Below are 20,289 nucleotides of genomic sequence, written 5' to 3'. Positions count from 1 at the left end.
AATTTACATAGCAATGAGACACGGAAAAAAATTCAATCACTTAAGCAGACAGACTGCACATAGAAAATCTATGTTAGCTAATATGGCTTGTTCTCTTATCGAGCACAAACGTATTAACACTACTGTTGCTAAAGCAAAAGCGCTTAAACAATTCGTTGAGCCGCTTATAACAAAATCTAAAGCTGATACGACTCACAATCGTCGTATCGTTTTTGCTTACTTACGTAGCAAATATGCCGTAACTGACTTGTTCAGAGACGTAGCTGCTAAAGTAGGAGACCGTCCAGGTGGATACACTCGTATCATTAAAGTTGGAAATCGTTTAGGAGATAATGCTGATATGGCAATGATCGAATTGGTAGATTTCAATGAACTTTACAATGGTGGTAAAAAAGAAGTTAAAAAAGCAAAAAGCCGTCGTGGTGGAAAAGCTAAGAAAGATGAAGCTACTGAAGCTCCAGCTGCTGAAACTGAAACAACTACAGACACTGCTGAGTAATTATGAAAATAATCATTCAATAAAAATCAAGGATAAGCTAGTACTAGTTTATCCTTTTTTTTTGTTTTTTTTGGAGCAAAAACCTTGGGATTTAATTGCGCATCCTCCTGCTGTCCACTGTATCTTTTGTTTTTAAAGAAAAGCAAAAGGATGCCGTTCCCATCAGGGCTAGATTAGAATGTTTTTATTTTACAATAAATTTCAAAAACTTGCATCCATTGCTTTAAAGGATTAAATTTGCACAATATTTAACTACAGATGAAACGAGCTTTGCGAGTTCCATGAGACTATTAAAAAAATAATAGAAATCAAAGAATGAAATATACAACACGACAAAAAGCAATTCTTCTATTAAGTGACGGAACCATATTCCATGGAAAATCTATTGGGATAAGCGGAACCACTTTTGGAGAAGTTTGTTTTAACACAGGAATGACAGGTTACCAAGAAATATTCACTGACCCATCTTATTTTGGTCAATTAATGGTAGCCACCAATGCCCATATTGGAAATTATGGGGTAAATGATTCAGAAGTTGAATCAAAAAGTATTAAAATAGCTGGATTAGTTTGCAAAAACTTTAGCTTCAATTATTCTCGTGAAGATGCTTCAGGGAGTTTAGAAGACTATTTTATAAAGCAAAAACTAATCTGTATCTCAGATGTAGACACACGTGCGCTAGTAAGTTATATTCGTGAAAACGGAGCGATGAATGCTGTAATTTGTACAGACGAAACTTCTATTGAAGAACTAAAAATTGCATTGGCAAAAGTTCCAGATATGAAAGGTTTAGAATTAGCTTCTAAAGTTTCTACTACGGAACCTTACTTTTTTGGAGATGAAAATGCAACTTATAAAATTGCGGCACTTGATTTAGGGATTAAAACAAATATTCTTCGTAATCTTGCCAAAAGAGATTGCTACATCAAAGTATTTCCTTTTGATTCTTCGTATCAAGATTTAGCAGCATTTAATCCAGATGGATACTTTTTATCTAATGGACCTGGTGATCCGGAACCACTTTCTGGAGCTATTCAAGTTGCAAAAGAAATCCTTGAAAATGACAAGCCTTTATTCGGAATTTGTTTGGGACATCAAGTGATTGGTTTGGCAAACGGAATTTCGACTTATAAAATGTTTAATGGTCACAGGGGAATTAATCATCCTGTAAAAAACATCATTACCGGAAAAGGAGAAATAACTTCTCAAAATCATGGTTTTGCTGTTAATAAGGAAGAACTGGATAATCATCCTGATTTAGAGATTACTCATCTTCATCTAAATGATGGAACGGTTGCAGGTATGCGAATTAAAAACAAAAATTGTTTCTCAGTTCAATACCATCCTGAAGCAAGTCCAGGACCACATGATTCTTCTTATTTGTTTGATCAATTTATAGAGAACATAAAAGTATAAATTAGAATAAATTTCAAAATTAAATAGTAATAAAAAGGGTTTGACTTTTAATTAAGTCGAACTTTTTTTTAATTACAATTACATTCCAAAAGGATATGTTTCCGGAATTTGGTTTCCGTATGGCTCTATGTGTATGGGATGTAATGCACTTGTTTCGTCTAGAAAAATAAAAGCATCGTATCTTTTTGGTAATATTGTGGAAACATAATTTCCGAATCTTTCGTGTTCAGGATTGTAGACAACTCCTATTGCGCGGTGTCCTATATAAGATGAAAGACATTCTTCATCCTTTACTTTATTCATTAATAATAATTTGTTTTTGCCATTGCCAGCAAGATGAAAAGCATGTTCCCAACTGCCCACAACTGCTTCGGGAACTTTTATTTTTCGCATCGAATCACCCCATTCTCTGCCGGCAACGACACTTCCTTTATAGGAGCCAAATCCTACCGCGACAACTCCATCATTCAAATGTTGTACTCTCATTAGCTGTCCTACATTTACCATTCCTTCGGAAGCCATTTCTGTAGCACGGGCATCGCCAATGTGGGTGTTGTGTTCCCAAACAATAATTTTAGCATCTTTTCCATGAAATTTCATAAGTCGTTGTATGGTGGCGACCATGTGTTCATCTCTAATGTTCCAAGAGGCAGAACCTCTTTTATCATGGCGCGATAATACTTTTCAGCATTTCTGGCAATAAATGCATTTTGTTCTGTGCTTAAAACATTTTCTGCATCGTGGTTGTAATTGGGTACATTTTTAATAATTTCCGTAAGCATGTGTAGGATTTCTTTCTCGCATAATTTTGGAACATAGGAAGAGGCTCTGGCATAAGATTGCCCATCGTCTTTATTGTAGGGTTCAAAACATTTCATGGCTGTTTTTGCAACTGCAAGTGCTTTTGGATCATTTTTTTCTAAATATTGAATAATCGAATTCATAGATTCCCTAAAACTGTATACATCCAATCCGTAAAATCCTATTCTTTTATCAGCAGAAAAACTTTCGTTATATACCTTGAGCCAATCTATGAATGCTGCTGTTTCCCAATTTGCCCACATCCAAGTAGGCCATCTTTTAAACTCATTCATAACGCTAAAGATATCTTTCCCAGAATCTAAATATCCTTTTGCATACCGATTTAAACGATAGCAATCCGGCCAATCTCCTTCGACTCCTAGAAATGAAAACCCTTTCTCCTGAATGAGTCGTTGTGTTATTTTAGCTCTCCATGTATAATATTCATGTGTGCCATGTGACGCTTCACCTAAAAGGACATATTTTGCATCTCCTATATAGTCTATTAATGGGTCTAAATCTGTTGAATTTTCCAATGAAGAAGCCGTTTTATTCAATAATGCTACAATTTCACTAGAATTCATTAAATTGTTAAGGTTTTTTAAAGCTTCCATCACATATTTATTTTTTAATTTAGAAATTGAATTATCAAAATTGCTAACGTGGAATGCTGTAATATTACGTGGTTTTTTTGGTTTTAAAAATACTATATAAATTTAGCTTATATAATTGATAATGAGGTTATTTGTGTTTATTAGTTTGTTGAAATTAATTGATTTTAGGCTTAAGTAAGTGTCATTAATTTTTAGTTAATGTAGCACGCATTTCCTGAATTAGATTTTAATGGAATTGAAAAAAATAACAGATAATGTAAAAATAAATTCTTAAAATAGCTTAAATGTTTTGTTTGCCAAAAAATTATAACGTTTTCGTTAATAACATTCATTATTTTCATAAAATCATTCAAAAAGATAGAATATATTTGTATTTTAAAATTTAAAATTTTAGTATATGAGTATTATTATCAAAATTCACGCAAGACAAATTTTCGATTCAAGAGGAAATCCTACAATAGAAGTAGATGTAATTACAGACAATGGTGTTTTAGGAAGAGCAGCAGTACCATCTGGAGCTTCAACAGGAGAGCATGAAGCAGTTGAGTTACGTGATGGAGGAAAAGCATTTCTTGGAAAAGGAGTTTTGAATGCTGTGAAAAATGTGAATACCATTATTTCTGAAGAACTTGTTGGTGTTTCAGTTTTCGAACAAAATCTAATTGATCAAATGATGATTGATTTAGATGGCACTCCAAATAAATCAAACTTAGGAGCAAATGCAATTTTAGGTGTTTCACTAGCTGTAGCAAAGGCTGCTGCTAATGAATTAGGATTGCCTTTATACAGATACGTAGGTGGTGTTTCTGCAAATACTTTGCCGGTTCCAATGATGAATATCATCAATGGAGGATCACATTCTGATGCGCCTATCGCGTTTCAAGAATTCATGATTTTTCCTGTGAAAGCAACTTCTTTTTCACATGCAATGCAAATGGGAACTGAAATTTTTCATAGCTTGAAAAAAGTGTTACATGATAGAGGACTTTCTACAGCAGTAGGTGATGAAGGTGGTTTTGCACCAAATCTAGCTGGAGGAACTGAAGACGCTTTAGATACTATCAAAAAAGCTGTTGAAACTGCTGGTTATACTTTTGGAGATGAAATCATGATTGCTTTGGATTGTGCTTCTGCTGAGTTTTATGTAAATGGAAAATACGATTATTCTAAATTTGAAGGTGAAACAGGTAAAGTTAGATCTTCTGCTGAACAAGTAGAATATTTAGCTGAATTAGTAGCTAAATATCCTATCATTTCTATTGAAGATGGAATGGATGAAAATGACTGGGATGGATGGAAATTACTTACAGAGAAAATTGGAGATAAAGTACAATTAGTAGGTGATGATTTATTTGTTACTAATGTAACACGTTTGTCTACTGGTATCGAAAAAGGAATCGCTAATTCAATTCTTATTAAAGTAAACCAAATTGGAACTTTGACTGAAACTATTGCAGCTGTCAATATGGCTAAAAATGCAGGTTACACTTCAGTAATGTCACACCGTTCAGGAGAGACTGAAGATAATACAATTGCAGATTTAGCAGTAGCTTTGAACTGTGGTCAAATAAAAACAGGTTCAGCATCTCGTTCTGATCGTATGGCGAAATACAATCAATTATTAAGAATTGAGGAAGAATTAGGAAATACAGCTTATTTTCCTGGAAAAAATGCTTTCAAAATCAAATAATTTCTTACGATATTTTTATTTAAAGCCATTCACGTTTTGTGAGTGGCTTTTTTTTATAATATTTAACAATTTCATTGTGTTATTCTCTTTTTAATTAGTGTTTAATTCCCTAGATTTGATAAATTATTATTTTAAAAGTTTATTTTCAATTATATTATGTCAAAAATAGCAACATTAGAAATTGATGGTAAAAAATTTGAACTGCCGATCATTGTAGGAAGTGAAAATGAAGTTGCCATTGATATTAACAAATTACGTGATTTATCAGGTGTAATTACACTTGATCCAGGTTATAAAAATTCAGGTTCTTGTAAAAGTGATATTACTTTTTTAGATGGAGAGCTTGGAATCCTTCGTTATAGAGGATATTCAATTGAGGATTTAGCTGAAAAAGCAGATTTTCTAGAAGTTTCATACCTTTTAATTTTCGGGGAGTTGCCTACTGTTGATCAGTTAGCACAATTTGAAACTGATATTAGAAAATACACTTTGGTCAATGAAGAAATGAAAAACATCATTGATGGTTTTCCTAAAACAGCTCATCCAATGGGTGTTTTAGCTGCGTTGACAAGTGCATTAACAGCATTCAACCCAAAGTCGGTAAATGTTGAGAACGAAAAAGAAATGTATGAGGCTGTGTGTAAAACTATGGGTAAATTCCTTGTTATAGCAACTTGGACGTATAGAAAAAGCATGGGTTATCCTTTGAATTATTACGACAACACTAAAGGATATGTAGAGAACTTCATGCGTTTAATGTTTGAATTGCCTACAGAACCTTACACTGCAAATCCTGTAGTAATTGATGCATTAGATAAATTATTTATTCTTCACGGAGATCATGAACAAAACTGTTCTACATCTACAGTGAGAATGGTAGGTTCTTCTCATGCAGGATTATTTGCATCGATTTCTGCTGGAGTTTCTGCACTTTGGGGTCCATTACACGGAGGAGCAAATCAAGCAGTTCTTGAAATGTTAGAAGAAATCCATAGAAATGGTGGAGATGCTGATAAATATATGGCTAAAGCCAAAGACAAGAATGACCCTTTTAGATTGATGGGTTTTGGTCATAGAGTCTACAAAAATTTTGATCCAAGAGCGAAAATTATAAAAAAAGCGGCTAACGAAGTTTTATCAACTTTAGGAGTTGAAGATCCAATTCTTGCAATCGCTAAGAAACTAGAAGAATCAGCTTTAGAAGATGAGTATTTCAAATCAAGAAATTTATATCCTAATGTAGATTTCTATTCTGGAATTATTTATAGAGCTTTAGGAATTCCTACAGATATGTTTACGGTAATGTTTGCAATAGGACGTTTACCGGGTTGGATCGCACAATGGAAAGAAATGCGTGAAAATAAGGAGCCTATCGGAAGGCCAAGGCAAGTTTATACGGGTCACCCTTTAAGGGATTTTGTACCAACAGATAAAAGATAAAATCAGTTTAAAAAGCTTCACTAATTAGTGAAGCTTTTTTTATATTTGCCAAAAGCTAAAATACATGTTAAAGTTAAATATAAAGAATGAAACTTCAAGACTTAGAGCAGTTGTTCTAGGGTCAGCGGTCAATAATGGACCTACGCCAAAGGTTGAAGATGCCTACGATCCAAAATCATTAGAGCATATTTTAGCAGGTACATATCCCCAGGAGGAAGACATGGTAAATGAAATGGAAGCATTTAATACTGTATTGAAAAAATATGATGTAACCGTTTATCGTCCGGAAATGATTGAAAATTACAATCAGATATTTACAAGAGATATTGGTTTTGTAATTGATGACGTTTTTGTGAAATCAAATATTTTGCCAGATAGAGAGCGAGAATTAGATGCCATTCAATATATAATTGACCAAATTAATCCTAAAAAAGTAGTCCGCCCTCCAGAAGAAGTTCACATTGAAGGTGGTGATGTTATGTTGTGGAACGATTATATTTTTATTGGAACTTACAAAGGGAGTGACTACAAAGATTATATTACCGCTAGAACGAATGTGCAAGGAGTGCAATACATTAAAGACTTATTCCCAAATAAAATTGTTAAAGAATTTGATTTGGTAAAATCTAAAATTGAAGCCCGCGACAATGCATTGCATTTAGATTGTTGTTTTCAACCGGTAGGGAATGATAAAGGGATTATCTACAAAAATGGATTCCGTGAAGAAGCAGATTATTTATTTCTGGTAAATCTTTTTGGAAAAGAAAATCTATTTCATATTACTAGAGAAGAAATGTATAATATGAATTCCAATGTTTTTTCTATCGATACTAATGTTGTCGTTTCTGAAAGAAACTTCACGAGACTTAACAATTGGTTGCGTGGAAACAGCTTTGTGGTTGAAGAAATTCCATACGCAGAAATTGCAAAACAAGAAGGATTATTACGATGTTCTACCTTACCTTTAATTAGAGATTAAATATTTGTTTAGGGTTTAAAGTTTAACGTTGCCCAACATTAAACTTTAAACTGTTAAACATTAAACTAAAAATAATATGAAACAAACAACAAATTCCATATTGATGATTCGCCCGGTTGCGTTTAGAATGAACGAACAAACGGCAGTTAATAATTATTACCAAAAAGTATTAGACGGACTTTTGCCTGCAACTGTAAATGCTAAAGCGCAACAAGAATTTGATGCTTTTGTCGAAAAACTTACAGCAGCTGGTGTTGATGTTACTGTTGTTGATGATACATTGAATCCAGATACGCCGGACAGTATTTTTCCGAACAACTGGATTTCTTTTCATGAAAATGGTGATGTAGCTTTATATCCAATGTTTGCAGAAAATCGCCGTCACGAACGTCGCGAAGATATTCTGGATATCTTGGAAGATAAAGGTTTCGTGATTAACAATATTGTAGATTATACATCGGCTGAGGAAGATGGTTTTTTCTTGGAAGGAACAGGAAGTTTGCTTTTGGACAGAGCCAACGCAAAAGCGTACTGCGCATTATCTCCTAGAGCTGATGAAGAATTATTTATCGAATTCTGTGAAGATTTTGATTATGCACCAGTAATTTTTGAAGCTTTTCAAACTGTTGATTCTGAACGAAAACTGATTTACCATACCAATGTGATGATGTGTTTGGGAGAAACTTTTGCAGTCATTTGCGCAGATTGTATCGATGATAAAAAAGAACGTAAAATGGTTTTGGACAATCTGAAAGAAAACGGAAAAGAAATTATTTTAATTACCGAAGCTCAAATGAACAATTTTGCGGGTAATATGCTTGAAATTCGTGGAGCAAATGACAAACGGTATTTAGTTATGAGCGCAGCAGCACATCAAAGTTTGACGCCAAAACAAATAGAACAATTAGAAAAACATGCTGAAATTTTAAGTTCAAGTTTAGATACTATTGAGGCTTGTGGTGGAGGAAGCGCCAGATGTATGATGGCAGAAATTTTCTTACCTAGAAATTAAAAAAAAAACTGGATAAGATTCTGAATCTTATCCAGTTTTTTTCTTGTTTTTAATTTAGGAGAGATTCCCTTTTATTATATTGATAATTGCACTCACGATATATTGTATTCCTATCGCAATTACAATGAAACCTACAATTCTAGATATTGCAACAATTCCAGAAGCTCCAAGTATTTTTGCTAAATAATGGGCACTTTTAAGGATAATAAAAATAGCAACTGCAATGGCAAGAATAGCGATGGAAGAAATAATGATCTCCATACTTGTATTGTGTTCCTGATAAAATGCAATAAGTAAAGAAATAGAACCAGGACCAGCAAGCATAGGAATTGCTAGTGGAGTCAAAGCGATATCATTCCTTTGTTGTGCGTCAGTTTCTGCTTTTTTATTAATACCTCTCTTCTTGGTGAATTTTCCGGAAAGTAAAGAAAATCCAGAACTCACAATAATAATTCCACCGGCAATTCTTAGTGCATCAATACTGATTCCAAAAAAAAGCAATACATATTGTCCAATAAAAAACGAGACGATAAGGATGATAAATACATTTATCGCCGTCCATAAAGAAATTCTGGAACGCTCCTTTTTGGTGTCATTTTGGGTCAGTCCTACAAAAATAGGAACGGTGCCAATAGGATTTAATACCGAAAAAAGTGCGACAAACAGATAAATAAATAGATCCATATTTTGTTTTTTAATAGTGTAAAAGTACTCTTTTTTTACTTTTTAATGTTAGCGTAATGTTTTTTCTTACTTTTATAACTAAACCTGATAATTGCTAAACTCATGGGGCTTTTTTCATTACTTTTGCAAAATATAATTACAGAAAATGATGAAAAATAAAAAAACGCTAGTTCTTGGAGCTTCAACAAAACCTGCTAGATATTCTTTCATAGCGATTGAAAAACTGGTTGATAAAGGACATTCAGTTCTTGCTATCGGTCAAAACGCGGGTGAAGTAGCCGGAATAAAAATCCAGACTAAAGCTATTCCACTAAAAAATATCGATACGGTTACGCTGTACCTAAATCCTTTGCGTCAGCGTGATTACTATAATTATATCGTTGAGGCACAACCAAAACGTGTTATTTTTAATCCAGGTACCGAGAATCCGGAGTTCTATCAATTGTTGAAATTAAATGACATCAAAGTCGAGATAGGGTGTACATTGGTTATGTTGGCAACAAATCAATATTAGTTTTTTTGGAGTTAGTTCCAGCTATCCATTATAAAAGGATTTTCACTTCTATCTGGGCTAAAATTAAAATCGTGTTTCAGATGTGGCATTCTTGCGGATCAATAACAATCCAAGAAAAGTTATTAGTCCGTTTACGATAATCAATTCGTTATCGAAAACATATCCGAAAAATAATGCTTTAGAATTTTCACTGATAAAGTAAGTTACTGCCGGAGATAATAAACATATAATAGGAACAAATTTGTCTTTGACTGTTTTTGATTTTACAAATAATCCAAAACAATACAATCCCAAAAGCGGGCCATAGGTATAGGATGCAACCCTAAAAATCATACCGACAACAGAACTGTCATTAATAGCATTAAAGAAAATAATCACCAGAAACATTAGGAACGAAAAGGCAATATGAACAAAATGTCTGGTTCGTACTACATTTGGTTTTCCTAGATTTTCTGCTTTATCCATTCCTAAAAAATCCACACAAAACGAAGTTGTTAGCGCTGTTAACGCGGAATCCGTTGTGGCAAAAGTTGCGGCCGTTAATCCCAACAAGAAAATGACAGATGGAATTAGTGTCAAATGGTTAAAGGCAATTTCAGGAAATAGTAAATCGGTTCTGGGTTTTCCGGTAACTAAATCAGTTGGAACTTCAATTCCGTTTTTAGTGGCATAAATATAAAGTAAAGCACCTACACTTAGGAAAAAAATATTGATAAGCACAAATATTCCGGTGAACGTAAACATGTTTTTTTGAGCTTCGCCAATGTTCTTACAACTCAGGTTTTTCTGCATTAAATCTTGATCCAAACCTACCATGGCAATAGTAACAAAAATTCCTCCCAGAATTTGTTTTACAAAATGAAACTTACTCGATATGAAATTTTCAAAGAAAAATACTTTTGAATAATTACTATTTTTTACTTCTTCAAAAGCTTCAAAAATATTCAGGTTTAAACTTCTGCAAATAAAGAAAATTGTCAAGAAAACCGAAGTGACTAAGAAAAAGGTTTGCAAAGTGTCAGTAATAATAATGGTTTTCAATCCACCACGATAGGTATAAGCAAATATCAAAGCCAGCGAAATTAAAACCGTTACTGCAAACGGAATTCCATAATAATCAAAAACAAAACGTTGCAAAACAATCACAACAAGGTACAATCTGAATGCAGATCCGATGGTTCGGCTAATCAGGAAAATAGTTGCGGCAGTTTTATAGGAGTAAATCCCTAGTCGATGTTCGATATAACCATAAATCGAAGTTAGATTCATCCGATAATAGAGTGGTAGCAGTACTTTTGCAATAATGACGAAACCAATAGCATTACCTAGTACGAACTGAAAATACTTGAATTGTTCCCCATTTGGAGAGCCAACTTCTCCCGGAACTGAAATAAAAGTCACTCCTGAAAGTGCCGTTCCAATCATTCCAAAAGCAACCAAGTACCATTTGGAGTTTTTATTGGCTTTAAAAAAAGCATCATTGCCGCTGTCTTTTTTGCTTACAGCATGAGAGATGTAAAATAAAATTCCAAAATAAACGATTATAAGTATTAGAATGGTGCTGGGAGTCATTTTGTATAAATATTGTTTGGACCAAATTACACAAATAATCTTCAAATTTTCAAATTATCTATCCCGAACGTTCGGGACAAATTAACTACTTTTGCTGTTATGGAATTTTCTTCAAAACTTATAGAAAAAGCAGTTAACGAAATGTCTCAGTTGCCAGGAATTGGTAAGCGAACGGCGCTGCGATTGGTGTTGCATTTGCTAAAACAGCCAAAAGAGCAAACAGGTTTTTTATCTCAAGCACTAGTTGCTATGCGTGAGGATATTAAATATTGCAATAGCTGTCATAATATTTCGGATAGTGTACTGTGTGAAATTTGCGCTAACCAGAGTAGAAATCACCAAATCATTTGTATTGTCGAGGATATTCGCGATGTCATGGCAATTGAAAATACAGGTCAGTTTAGAGGTATTTATCACGTTCTTGGGGGTAAAATTTCTCCAATTGATGGTGTTGGTCCCAGTCAGTTGAACATTACTACATTAGTCGATAAAGTAAAATCAGGCAGTGTAAACGAAATAATTTTTGCGTTAAGCTCCACAATGGAGGGAGATACCACCAATTTTTATATCTACAAACAAATCGCTGATTGTGAAATAATCATGTCAACAATTGCTAGAGGGATTTCTGTAGGTGATGAACTGGAATATGCTGACGAAGTTACCTTGGGAAGAAGTATTTTGCAGAGAGTACCTTTTGAAAAGTCTTTTAAAAATAATTAATCCATTTAATAAATAGTGATGTTTTTTAAATCGTAAATGAAAAGCTATATTTGTCGTTAAAAATATTGAAAATGAGCAAGTCCGTACTCTATTTGTTGTTGTTTATTAGTGTGTTGTTTTCTTCATGTATTTCAACTCAAGATTTAATTTATCTTCAGAAGAAAGATAATTCACAAGATAACCTTGTTATTACAGCTATAGAATCAAAGCCATACCGATTGCAGACTAATGACGTTTTGAGTATTAGTATAAAAGCAATAGATCCAAAATTGGTAGCTATTTTTAGTCCTTCTGGTGAAGGTGTAGCTGCAGGTAAATCAGAGTCAGGATTATATTTTGACGGTTTTACAGTGGATGATCATGGTAATATAAGAATTCCTGTTTTGGGAGAACTAAATGTAATCGGTTACACTCTTGACGAAATCAGAGTTAGAGTTGAAAAACAATTGCTGGCAGATTATTTTAATAAGGAGGCTAATATTTTTGTAACGGTTAAACTAGCAGGTTTACGATATACAATCAACGGAGAAATTGGAGGTCCCGGCACAAAAATAATGTTTCAAGAGCAGGTTAATATTATGGAAGCTATTGCAAATTCTGGTGATATTACTATTACAGGCGATAGGAAAGCTGTAACAATTATGCGAAAAACACCAACTGGAGTTCAAATGCAAGATTTAGATCTTACCGATATTAATGTAATGCAATCACCTTATTTTTATTTACAGCCCAATGATTATATTTATGTAAAACCACTTAAGCAGAAAACTTGGGGAACCGGAAAAACGGGGATAGAATCTTTAGGAACAATCATTACATTGTTGTCTTTAGCTACAACTACTTTTTTACTATTAAAAAATTAATACAGCGCTCAAAAAATGTTAGATATAAAAGATTTTTCGATTTTTGAAAACCAAGTAAGCTTTGACTTCAAGGGTTTCTTAATAAAAATCGGAAGTTATTGGAAGTGGTTTTTAATAAGTTTATTAATCACTTTCACAATTGCGTATCAGGTGAATATTCGTAAAGAAAAAATTTACGGTATGGAAACACTTATTTCTGTAAAAGAAGAAAGCAATCCGCTTTTTACATCAAATACCAGTTTGGTCTTTAATTGGGGAGGAACTTCAGATCAGGTTCAGACCATATCAACGACTTTGCAGTCCAGATCTCATAATGAGCTGGTTGTAGATAAATTACAATATTACATTAATTACTTAGTTCAGGGAGAGTATAATTTGGTAGACGCTTATGGTGCAGTTCCTTTTTATGTCAATATTGATAAGTCGAAAGGGCAATTAGCTGGAACTTTAATAGGAATTAAGTTTATAAGTGAAGATACGTATGAAATTAGAATTCCTTTTGAGGGTCAAAATGTTTCTATAATTACCTATTCTGATAATTCATACGGTAATACAGCAGTTGCAGCAGGAGATTTTATAAAAAGATATAAGGTTGGCGAAAAAGTTTCTTTGCCTTTTTTAAATTGGAAGTTGCAAATAAATGAAAATCCCGGTTTCTATAAAGGAAAAGAATATTTTGTACAGTTTAACGATTTTAATGGGACAGTAGCAGGGTACAAAGGAATAAACGTAAAGTCAGATGATAAAGGAGGTTCTATTATTACCTTAAGTATGCAAGGAACTAATAAAGCGAGAATGGTTGAGTATTTGAATGCTACTGTTAAAATGCTTATCAAAAGACAACTAGATAGTAAAAATCAGTTTGCGACCAATACAATTGCTTTTATAGACAGTACATTAGTGACTATGGAATCCCAGCTTAAGGAAACTGGGAATGAACTGAAAAGCTTTAGAAAAGGTAAAAATATATATGATATAGAAGAAGGAGGAGCCAAATTTTCTGAAAAAATTTTGGAATTTGATGTTAAAAAAGACGAGGTCAATCGCAAAATGGCATATTATAATTCTTTGAAATCATACTTAAAAAGCAGTGTAAATTATGCTAAACTTCCTGCACCTTCAGTAGCAGGAATAGAAGATCCTAATATTGTAGTAAATGTTTCAAAGTTAATTGCATTGTCTACGCAAAGATCTGAAATGGCTTATGCAGTAAAGAGTGATAAAATATTTAAGGATTTTGACAGTCAAATGGAAGCTGTCAAAAATGTTTTGTTAGAGAATATAGCAACAGCAAAGTCTTCTCTACAGTATGATTTAGCTATGGTGAGTAGCAAAATTAGTGAGACTGAAAGTACTATAAAACAGCTTCCAGAAGACCAGCAAGAGCTTATTAAAATTAAAAGGAAATATGATTTAAGTGATAATATTTATAGCACTTTTCTTCAAAAAAGAAGTGAAGCAGATATTGTCAAGGCGGCAAATTTATCAGATGTTCATTTTATAGATCCTGCTAAGGATGTTGGTGGTGGACTTATAGGGCCAAAAACATCAGTTAATTATGTGTTGGCTTTATTTCTGGGTATACTTTTTCCGTTGGTTTTTGTATTTGCTGTTTTCTTTATCAATAATTCAATTCAGAATGCTGAGGATATCAGTAAGATGACTAAAATCCCTTTAATAGGAGTTGTAGGTGTCAATAAAGAGAATACTAATTTAGCGGTGTATGACAAGCCAAAATCAGCTTTATCAGAATCCTTTAGAGCCATCCGTTCTTCTCTTCAGTTTCTTTATAAGCAACAAAATTTAGATGGAGCAAAGACACTAATGATCACATCTTCAGTTAGTGGTGAGGGAAAAACATTTTGTTCTATAAATATCGCTACGGTATTTGCACTTAGCGAGAAAAAAACAGTGGTTATTGGTCTGGATTTGAGAAAGCCAAAACTGTCTACTGAATTTAATTTGTCGAATGAAGTTGGGGTAGTCAATTATTTGATTAAACAAAAAACGATTGACGAAATTATCAATCATACACACATACCTTTTCTAGACGTTATTTTATCAGGACCAATTCCGCCAAATCCTGCAGAAATGATAATGAGCGAAGGGATGGGAGAATTGATAAGAGAGTTAAAGAAAAAATACGATTACATTATTTTGGATACACCACCAGTAGGTTTAGTATCGGATGCTTTGGAGTTGGCGCAATATTGCGATGTTACTTTGTATATAGTAAGACAGAATTTCACTAAAAAAGACATGATTACGTTGTTGAACAACAGAGTGAAACGTGGAGAACTTAACAATGCCAGTATTGTTTTAAATGGTTTGGAGAATAAAGCAAAGTATGGTACTGGATACGGGTATGGTTATGGATACGGGTATGGCTATGGGACCTACGCAAATGGATATTATGAGGAAGGTAAGCCCAAAAGCATTTATCAAAGAATAGCACAGAAGATTTTGAAAAAGCAAACGAAGTAATTGATTGTTTTAAAAATAAACACAGATGAAAGTAGAAACAAAAAATTCCGTTTTAATAACGGGTGGTGCAGGGTTTATAGGTTCTAACCTGTGTGAGTATTTTTTATCCAAAGAGTATGACGTAGTTTGTTTTGATAATTTTGCAACCGGATATAGGCATAATTTAAAAGACTTCATTAATCATCCTAATTTTCGTTTGATAGAAGGTGATATTCGTAATGCTATTGAATGCCAAAATGCAGTACAAGGAGTAGATTATGTTCTACATCAGGCAGCTTTGGGTTCTGTGCCTAGATCTATTAATGATCCAGTTACTACAAATGATGTAAATGTCTCCGGTTTTTTGAACATGCTAGTGGCATCAAGGGATGCAAAAGTTAAACGATTTATTTACGCAGCAAGTTCTTCTACCTATGGTGACTCAGAAGCTTTGCCTAAAGTTGAAGCGATAATTGGAAGGCCACTTTCTCCTTATGCGATAACAAAATATGTAAATGAGTTATATGCTGAAATTTTTAGTAGAACCTATGGTTTAGAGACAATCGGGTTACGTTATTTTAATGTTTTTGGTCGAAAGCAAGATCCTAACGGAGCATATGCAGCGGTCATTCCTAAATTTGTAATGCAATTGATGCAATTGGAAAGTCCAAAAATAAATGGCGATGGTAATTATTCCCGAGATTTTACTTATATCGATAATGTGATTCAGATGAATGAGTTAGCGATGTTAGCAAAAAATCCTGAAGCTATAAATACAGTTTATAATACGGCTTATGGAGACAGAAATACGTTGAATAATTTAGTTGATTATTTAAAAGAATTCTTAAGTGTTTACGATGAAAAAATTGCTGCTGTCGAGATAGAATATGGACCTAATAGAGCAGGTGATATTCCGCATTCTTTGGCAAGTATTGACAAGGCTAAGTTGTTGTTAGGATATGATCCAAAATTTTCGATGTCAGAGGGATTGAAAGCGGCTGTAGAATGGTATTGGAATAATCTTAGGTAGAAAGTATCTTATTTTTTTAAGAAAAAGAACACAAAAAATTAAGATATATTTGCAAATTAAAATTTGAATAAATGAAAATCACAAAAATTTGTTGCATTGGAGCTGGATATGTAGGTGGTCCAACGATGGCAGTTATAGCTCAAAAATGCCCACAAATACAAGTTACTGTAGTAGACTTAAACGACGAACGGATAGCTGCTTGGAACGATGAAAACACGGATAATATTCCCATTTATGAGCCTGGATTAGATGTAATTGTTAGTGAAGCAAGAGGCAGAAATCTATTTTTTTCCACTCAAGTGGATAAAGCAATTGATGAAGCTCAGATTATTTTTATTTCAGTAAATACGCCTACAAAAACTTATGGAAAAGGGAAAGGGATGGCAGCTGATTTGAAATATATTGAATTGTGTGCGAGACAAATTGCCAGAGTAGCTAAGGATAATAAAATTGTAGTAGAAAAATCGACCCTTCCTGTTAGAACAGCAGAAGCAATAAAAAGTATTTTAGACCATACCGGTAATGGTGTTCAGTTTCAAATTCTTTCTAACCCAGAATTTTTGGCCGAAGGTACTGCTGTTCAGGATTTATTGAATCCGGATAGAATTCTAATTGGAGGAGATCCTTCGGAAGAAGGACAAAAAGCGATACAGGCACTTGTTGGTGTGTATTCGAATTGGGTGGCGTCTGATAAAATATTAACAACTAATTTATGGTCATCAGAGTTGTCAAAACTGACTGCGAATGCATTTTTGGCACAAAGAATTTCATCGATTAATGCCATGTCTGAGCTTTGTGAAAAAACTGGGGCAGATGTAAATGAAGTGGCGAAAGCTATAGGAATGGATAGTAGAATAGGATCGAAATTCCTGAAAGCTTCGGTTGGATTTGGTGGTTCTTGTTTTCAAAAAGACATATTAAATTTGGTTTACATCGCAAAATCGTATGGACTACATGAAGTTGCTGATTATTGGGAGCAGGTAATTATAATGAATGATCATCAGAAAAGGCGTTTTTCGAATAATATAATTCAAACACTTTACAATACGGTTTCTGATAAAAAAATCACCTTTCTTGGTTGGGCTTTCAAGAAAGATACAAATGACACTAGAGAATCTGCGGCTATTTATATAGCAGATGATTTGATTAATGAGCATGCAAATATTGCTGTTTACGATCCTAAGGTGTCTAATAAAAAGATTATTAACGATTTAAATTATTTAGAAACCAGAAGTTCTGAATTAAATAACAATAGTGTTAGTTCTTTTGATAATCCTTACGAGGCTTGTGATAATGCACACGCAATAGCGATACTCACAGAGTGGGATGAATTTATTAGTTATGATTGGCAAAAAATATATGATTCTATGCAAAAGCCTGCTTTTATTTTTGATGGAAGAAACTTGTTGAATGCATCAGAATTAAGAGCTATTGGTTTCATATATCAGGCTATAGGTTCTTAAATAATTAGGTTGCGAAGGAACAAAAGATCTAGGTTGAAGAATTTCAAAGGAATGATGAAGAGGTGCCATGTAACGTTTAGATGTTTATTCTGAGTACTGATATTAAAGACTAATTTTATTTAAATACAAAATAAGATGAATTGGTATGTAGTTTATACAAAGCCTAAATGGGAGAAAAAAGTTGCAGAACAATTAAGAGATAAAGGAGTAGAATGCTATTGTCCTTTGATTACACAGGTTAGGCAATGGTCTGACAGGAAGAAAAAAGTAGAAGTGCCACTTTTTAATTCCTATGTTTTTGTTCAATTGCCAGATTCTGAAAGGAATGCAGTATTTCAGTCAGTTGGAGTGGTGCGTTATTTGTTTTGGTTAGGAAAACCAGCTATAGTTAGGGATGAAGAGATCAATATTATTAAAAAGTGGCTGGATCCATCTAAAGGTAATGATATTTCAGTTCTTTCTTTTCAAATTGGAGATTCCATACAATTAGATTCCGGACCATTTTCAAATCAAAAAGCAATTGTTCAAGAGGTTACTAATACCCATTATGTTTTAGTTTTAGAATCTTTGGGTTGTGTCTTGAAAATGAAACTTAAATAATAGACGGCTTCATTAAGTGACCTGTATTATATATTTTAATGACTAATAATTTTCTAAAAGTCTGACCCTTGAATATGCCCCAAAAAGTTAGATACTATTTGGGGCATTTTTATGGAAAGAACAGTTAAGTATGATTATTCATTTAAGCTAGAATGTGTAGAATTGATTTTAAAGAAACATTATTCAGATTAATATGTATGTTTTAGCTAATGAAAAAAGTATTTGTATTTGCTATTGAGTTTTTTTATGTCTGAAAATAGAATTGATGTATTTTTGTATTTAGAAGATTTATTGCACCTTCAGGCTCATAAACTTCAATATGAGTTTTGTTTATCTGAAGGCTAATTTTAAATTTGTTTTTCATGTTTTTTTATCACCTATTTAGGTGATTTTTTTTGGTGATTTTTTTCGTTTCAGGAGTGTTTTATATTGTATTTCAAATGATTACAATTTGTTTCGGTTGAGGTGTCTACAGTGTAGTATTTTGCAGGCTAAAAAATAGATAAAAAACCGGCATATTGTAACTATATTTGCCCTCTTAAATTATGATGTTTTCAGCTCATTTCTGTGAGTGTGAATTGCGAAGCAGTATAATAAAGTTAACGTTAGTTACTTATAATTGTTTAAAAAATGGATTCTAATACAAAAATAGCTGTAATTGGTTTGGGTTATGTTGGTTTACCATTGGCAAGATTGTTTGCAACCAAACATGCTGTTGTTGGATTTGACATCAATCAATCTAGAGTTAGCTCCTTAAAATCGGGGACTGATACCACATTTGAAGTGGATGACGTTACGTTGCAAAAAGTGTTATTGAAGCAACCAAGTAATGCTATTGGTTTATACTGTACTACTGTTGTTAGTGATATAGCAGATTGTAATTATTATATTGTAACGGTTCCTACACCGGTTGATAAAAATAATCGTCCAGATTTAACACCATTATATAAATCCAGTGAAACTGTAGGTTCAGTTTTAAAAAAAGGAGATATCGTTATTTATGAATCTACCGTTTATCCGGGAGTAACTGAGGAAGAATGTGTGCCTGTTTTAGAGCGTATTTCTGGATTGAAATTTAATGTAGATTTTTTTGCAGGTTATTCTCCTGAAAGAATTAATCCGGGAGACAAAGAACATACAGTTGAGAAGATTTTAAAAATCACTTCAGGTTCCACCTTAGAGATTGGTCAAAAAGTAAATGAATTATATAAGTCCGTTATTACTGCAGGGACACATTTGGCACCCTCTATCAAGGTTGCTGAAGCTGCTAAAGTAATCGAAAACTCTCAGCGAGACATCAATATTGCTTTTGTAAATGAGTTGGCAAAAATATTCAATTTGATGAATATAGATACGCAAGCCGTTTTAGAAGCAGCGAGAACCAAATGGAATTTTCTACCTTTTAAACCTGGTTTAGTTGGAGGTCATTGTATAGGGGTAGATCCTTATTACCTGGCTCAACGAGCACAAGAATTTGGCTATCACCCTGAAATTATTTTAGCCGGAAGGCGATTGAATGACAGTATGGGCGAATATGTAGCTTCACAAGTAGTGAAGTTGATGATTAAAAAAGGAATTTCGGTTAATGGAGCGACAGTTTTGATGCTAGGAATTACTTTTAAAGAGAACTGCCCTGATGTTCGAAATACGAAAATTGTGGACGTTATTGCAGCTTTAACGGATTACGGAATTACAGTAACAACGTATGATCCTCTTGCTAATCCACTAGAGGTGCAAAAAGAATATAATCTGGTTACGACAAATTTGGTGCCAAAGCAACAATTTGATGCCGTAATTTTAGGGGTAGCCCACCATCAATTTTTGGATTTAGACTTGTCTATATTACAAAACACAACTAGTTTGTTGTATGATGTAAAAGGAGTTTTGGGTGATACAGCTGATGGGCGGTTATAGAATATCAGTAGGGAA

At 33.4% G+C, this 20,289-nt stretch carries 18 protein-coding genes; 14 read left to right on the top strand and 4 right to left on the bottom strand.

Annotated elements, in window-relative coordinates; translation table 11 throughout:
- Positions 1-13 precede the first annotated feature (13 nt).
- Together rplQ and carA are read left to right on the top strand one after the other, a co-directional pair.
- The gene (gene rplQ, locus QLS65_RS12175) at positions 14-499 is read left to right on the top strand and encodes a 50S ribosomal protein L17 (RefSeq protein WP_099713438.1); all 486 of its coding nucleotides are present in this window, start codon (positions 14-16) and stop codon (positions 497-499) included.
- 315 nt (positions 500-814) lie between these two features.
- Positions 815-1,915 carry a glutamine-hydrolyzing carbamoyl-phosphate synthase small subunit gene (gene carA, locus QLS65_RS12170; protein WP_282718063.1) on the top strand — a complete coding sequence of 367 codons (1,101 nt, stop codon included), beginning with the start codon at positions 815-817 and terminating at the stop codon, positions 1,913-1,915.
- Between the two features lie 78 nt (positions 1,916-1,993).
- On the opposite strand, the gene QLS65_RS12165 is transcribed toward carA, so the two are convergent.
- Together QLS65_RS12165 and QLS65_RS12160 are read right to left on the bottom strand one after the other, a co-directional pair.
- Entirely contained in the window at positions 1,994-2,515 is a 522-nt protein-coding gene (locus QLS65_RS12165; RefSeq protein ID WP_282718061.1) for an erythromycin esterase family protein, read from the bottom strand.
- A complete protein-coding gene (locus tag QLS65_RS12160; RefSeq protein WP_282718059.1) occupies positions 2,512-3,300 on the bottom strand; it encodes an erythromycin esterase family protein in 789 nt (262 codons plus the stop codon). Before QLS65_RS12160 ends, QLS65_RS12165 begins: the two co-directional genes overlap by 4 nt.
- 427 nt (positions 3,301-3,727) lie before the next feature.
- On the opposite strand from QLS65_RS12160, the gene eno reads away from it, so the two are divergent.
- The 4 genes from eno (at position 3,728) to ctlX (ending at position 8,451) form a co-directional block, all read left to right on the top strand.
- Entirely contained in the window at positions 3,728-5,020 is a 1,293-nt protein-coding gene (eno, locus tag QLS65_RS12155) for a phosphopyruvate hydratase (protein WP_099713436.1), read from the top strand.
- Positions 5,021-5,176: 156 nt separating this feature from the next.
- Positions 5,177-6,460, top strand: a complete 1,284-nt coding sequence (locus QLS65_RS12150) for a citrate synthase (RefSeq protein WP_099713435.1) — start codon at positions 5,177-5,179, stop codon at positions 6,458-6,460.
- Between the two features lie 64 nt (positions 6,461-6,524).
- Complete coding sequence (locus QLS65_RS12145) at positions 6,525-7,439, top strand: dimethylarginine dimethylaminohydrolase family protein (protein ID WP_282711728.1); 915 nt, start codon at positions 6,525-6,527, stop codon at positions 7,437-7,439.
- A 76-nt stretch (positions 7,440-7,515) separates the two neighbouring features.
- On the top strand, positions 7,516-8,451 hold the full coding sequence (ctlX, locus tag QLS65_RS12140; protein ID WP_282711726.1) for a citrulline utilization hydrolase CtlX: 936 nt from the start codon (positions 7,516-7,518) through the stop codon (positions 8,449-8,451).
- 54 nt (positions 8,452-8,505) lie between these two features.
- On the opposite strand, the gene QLS65_RS12135 is transcribed toward ctlX, so the two are convergent.
- Positions 8,506-9,135, bottom strand: a complete 630-nt coding sequence (locus QLS65_RS12135) for a MarC family NAAT transporter (RefSeq protein ID WP_282711725.1) — start codon at positions 9,133-9,135, stop codon at positions 8,506-8,508.
- A gap of 148 nt (positions 9,136-9,283) precedes the next feature.
- On the opposite strand from QLS65_RS12135, the gene QLS65_RS12130 reads away from it, so the two are divergent.
- Positions 9,284-9,649: a CoA-binding protein gene (locus tag QLS65_RS12130; protein ID WP_099716185.1), complete on the top strand. Its 366-nt coding sequence runs from the start codon at positions 9,284-9,286 to the stop codon at positions 9,647-9,649.
- Positions 9,650-9,712: 63 nt separating this feature from the next.
- On the opposite strand, the gene QLS65_RS12125 is transcribed toward QLS65_RS12130, so the two are convergent.
- On the bottom strand, positions 9,713-11,221 hold the full coding sequence (locus QLS65_RS12125; RefSeq protein ID WP_282718056.1) for a sodium:solute symporter: 1,509 nt from the start codon (positions 11,219-11,221) through the stop codon (positions 9,713-9,715).
- Between the two features lie 99 nt (positions 11,222-11,320).
- On the opposite strand from QLS65_RS12125, the gene recR reads away from it, so the two are divergent.
- From recR to QLS65_RS12090, 7 genes are all read left to right on the top strand, one after another.
- Complete coding sequence (gene recR, locus QLS65_RS12120) at positions 11,321-11,941, top strand: recombination mediator RecR (RefSeq protein WP_282711721.1); 621 nt, start codon at positions 11,321-11,323, stop codon at positions 11,939-11,941.
- Between the two features lie 71 nt (positions 11,942-12,012).
- Complete coding sequence (locus tag QLS65_RS12115) at positions 12,013-12,804, top strand: polysaccharide biosynthesis/export family protein (RefSeq protein WP_282711720.1); 792 nt, start codon at positions 12,013-12,015, stop codon at positions 12,802-12,804.
- A 15-nt stretch (positions 12,805-12,819) separates the two neighbouring features.
- Positions 12,820-15,288, top strand: a complete 2,469-nt coding sequence (locus QLS65_RS12110; protein WP_282718053.1) for a polysaccharide biosynthesis tyrosine autokinase — start codon at positions 12,820-12,822, stop codon at positions 15,286-15,288.
- 25 nt (positions 15,289-15,313) lie between these two features.
- Positions 15,314-16,297: an SDR family oxidoreductase gene (locus QLS65_RS12105; protein WP_282718052.1), complete on the top strand. Its 984-nt coding sequence runs from the start codon at positions 15,314-15,316 to the stop codon at positions 16,295-16,297.
- Between the two features lie 71 nt (positions 16,298-16,368).
- The gene (locus QLS65_RS12100) at positions 16,369-17,760 is read left to right on the top strand and encodes a UDP-glucose 6-dehydrogenase (RefSeq protein WP_282718049.1); all 1,392 of its coding nucleotides are present in this window, start codon (positions 16,369-16,371) and stop codon (positions 17,758-17,760) included.
- 135 nt (positions 17,761-17,895) lie between these two features.
- The gene (locus QLS65_RS12095; RefSeq protein ID WP_282711715.1) at positions 17,896-18,360 is read left to right on the top strand and encodes a UpxY family transcription antiterminator; all 465 of its coding nucleotides are present in this window, start codon (positions 17,896-17,898) and stop codon (positions 18,358-18,360) included.
- A 630-nt stretch (positions 18,361-18,990) separates the two neighbouring features.
- Positions 18,991-20,274, top strand: a complete 1,284-nt coding sequence (locus QLS65_RS12090; RefSeq protein ID WP_282718047.1) for a nucleotide sugar dehydrogenase — start codon at positions 18,991-18,993, stop codon at positions 20,272-20,274.
- The last annotated feature ends 15 nt before the right edge of the window (positions 20,275-20,289 follow it).

Source organism: Flavobacterium algoritolerans, from assembly GCF_030010385.1.
In the GTDB taxonomy this organism is placed as follows: Bacteria; Bacteroidota; Bacteroidia; order Flavobacteriales; family Flavobacteriaceae; genus Flavobacterium; species Flavobacterium algoritolerans.
The sequence above is the reverse complement of the archived record's forward strand: the minus strand, read 5'-3'. Positions and strand labels throughout refer to the sequence as shown.

What these genes read in the sequence shown, in the direction of transcription:
- rplQ (WP_099713438.1), top strand. Translation starts at nt 14, where the DNA reads ATGAGACACGGAAAAAAATTCAATCACTTAAGCAGACAGACTGCACAT.
- carA (WP_282718063.1), top strand. Translation starts at nt 815, where the DNA reads ATGAAATATACAACACGACAAAAAGCAATTCTTCTATTAAGTGACGGA.
- QLS65_RS12165 (WP_282718061.1), bottom strand. Translation starts at nt 2,515, where the DNA reads ATGAAATTTCATGGAAAAGATGCTAAAATTATTGTTTGGGAACACAAC.
- QLS65_RS12160 (WP_282718059.1), bottom strand. Translation starts at nt 3,300, where the DNA reads ATGAATTCTAGTGAAATTGTAGCATTATTGAATAAAACGGCTTCTTCA.
- eno (WP_099713436.1), top strand. Translation starts at nt 3,728, where the DNA reads ATGAGTATTATTATCAAAATTCACGCAAGACAAATTTTCGATTCAAGA.
- QLS65_RS12150 (WP_099713435.1), top strand. Translation starts at nt 5,177, where the DNA reads ATGTCAAAAATAGCAACATTAGAAATTGATGGTAAAAAATTTGAACTG.
- QLS65_RS12145 (WP_282711728.1), top strand. Translation starts at nt 6,525, where the DNA reads ATGTTAAAGTTAAATATAAAGAATGAAACTTCAAGACTTAGAGCAGTT.
- ctlX (WP_282711726.1), top strand. Translation starts at nt 7,516, where the DNA reads ATGAAACAAACAACAAATTCCATATTGATGATTCGCCCGGTTGCGTTT.
- QLS65_RS12135 (WP_282711725.1), bottom strand. Translation starts at nt 9,135, where the DNA reads ATGGATCTATTTATTTATCTGTTTGTCGCACTTTTTTCGGTATTAAAT.
- QLS65_RS12130 (WP_099716185.1), top strand. Translation starts at nt 9,284, where the DNA reads ATGAAAAATAAAAAAACGCTAGTTCTTGGAGCTTCAACAAAACCTGCT.
- QLS65_RS12125 (WP_282718056.1), bottom strand. Translation starts at nt 11,221, where the DNA reads ATGACTCCCAGCACCATTCTAATACTTATAATCGTTTATTTTGGAATT.
- recR (WP_282711721.1), top strand. Translation starts at nt 11,321, where the DNA reads ATGGAATTTTCTTCAAAACTTATAGAAAAAGCAGTTAACGAAATGTCT.
- QLS65_RS12115 (WP_282711720.1), top strand. Translation starts at nt 12,013, where the DNA reads ATGAGCAAGTCCGTACTCTATTTGTTGTTGTTTATTAGTGTGTTGTTT.
- QLS65_RS12110 (WP_282718053.1), top strand. Translation starts at nt 12,820, where the DNA reads ATGTTAGATATAAAAGATTTTTCGATTTTTGAAAACCAAGTAAGCTTT.
- QLS65_RS12105 (WP_282718052.1), top strand. Translation starts at nt 15,314, where the DNA reads ATGAAAGTAGAAACAAAAAATTCCGTTTTAATAACGGGTGGTGCAGGG.
- QLS65_RS12100 (WP_282718049.1), top strand. Translation starts at nt 16,369, where the DNA reads ATGAAAATCACAAAAATTTGTTGCATTGGAGCTGGATATGTAGGTGGT.
- QLS65_RS12095 (WP_282711715.1), top strand. Translation starts at nt 17,896, where the DNA reads ATGAATTGGTATGTAGTTTATACAAAGCCTAAATGGGAGAAAAAAGTT.
- QLS65_RS12090 (WP_282718047.1), top strand. Translation starts at nt 18,991, where the DNA reads ATGGATTCTAATACAAAAATAGCTGTAATTGGTTTGGGTTATGTTGGT.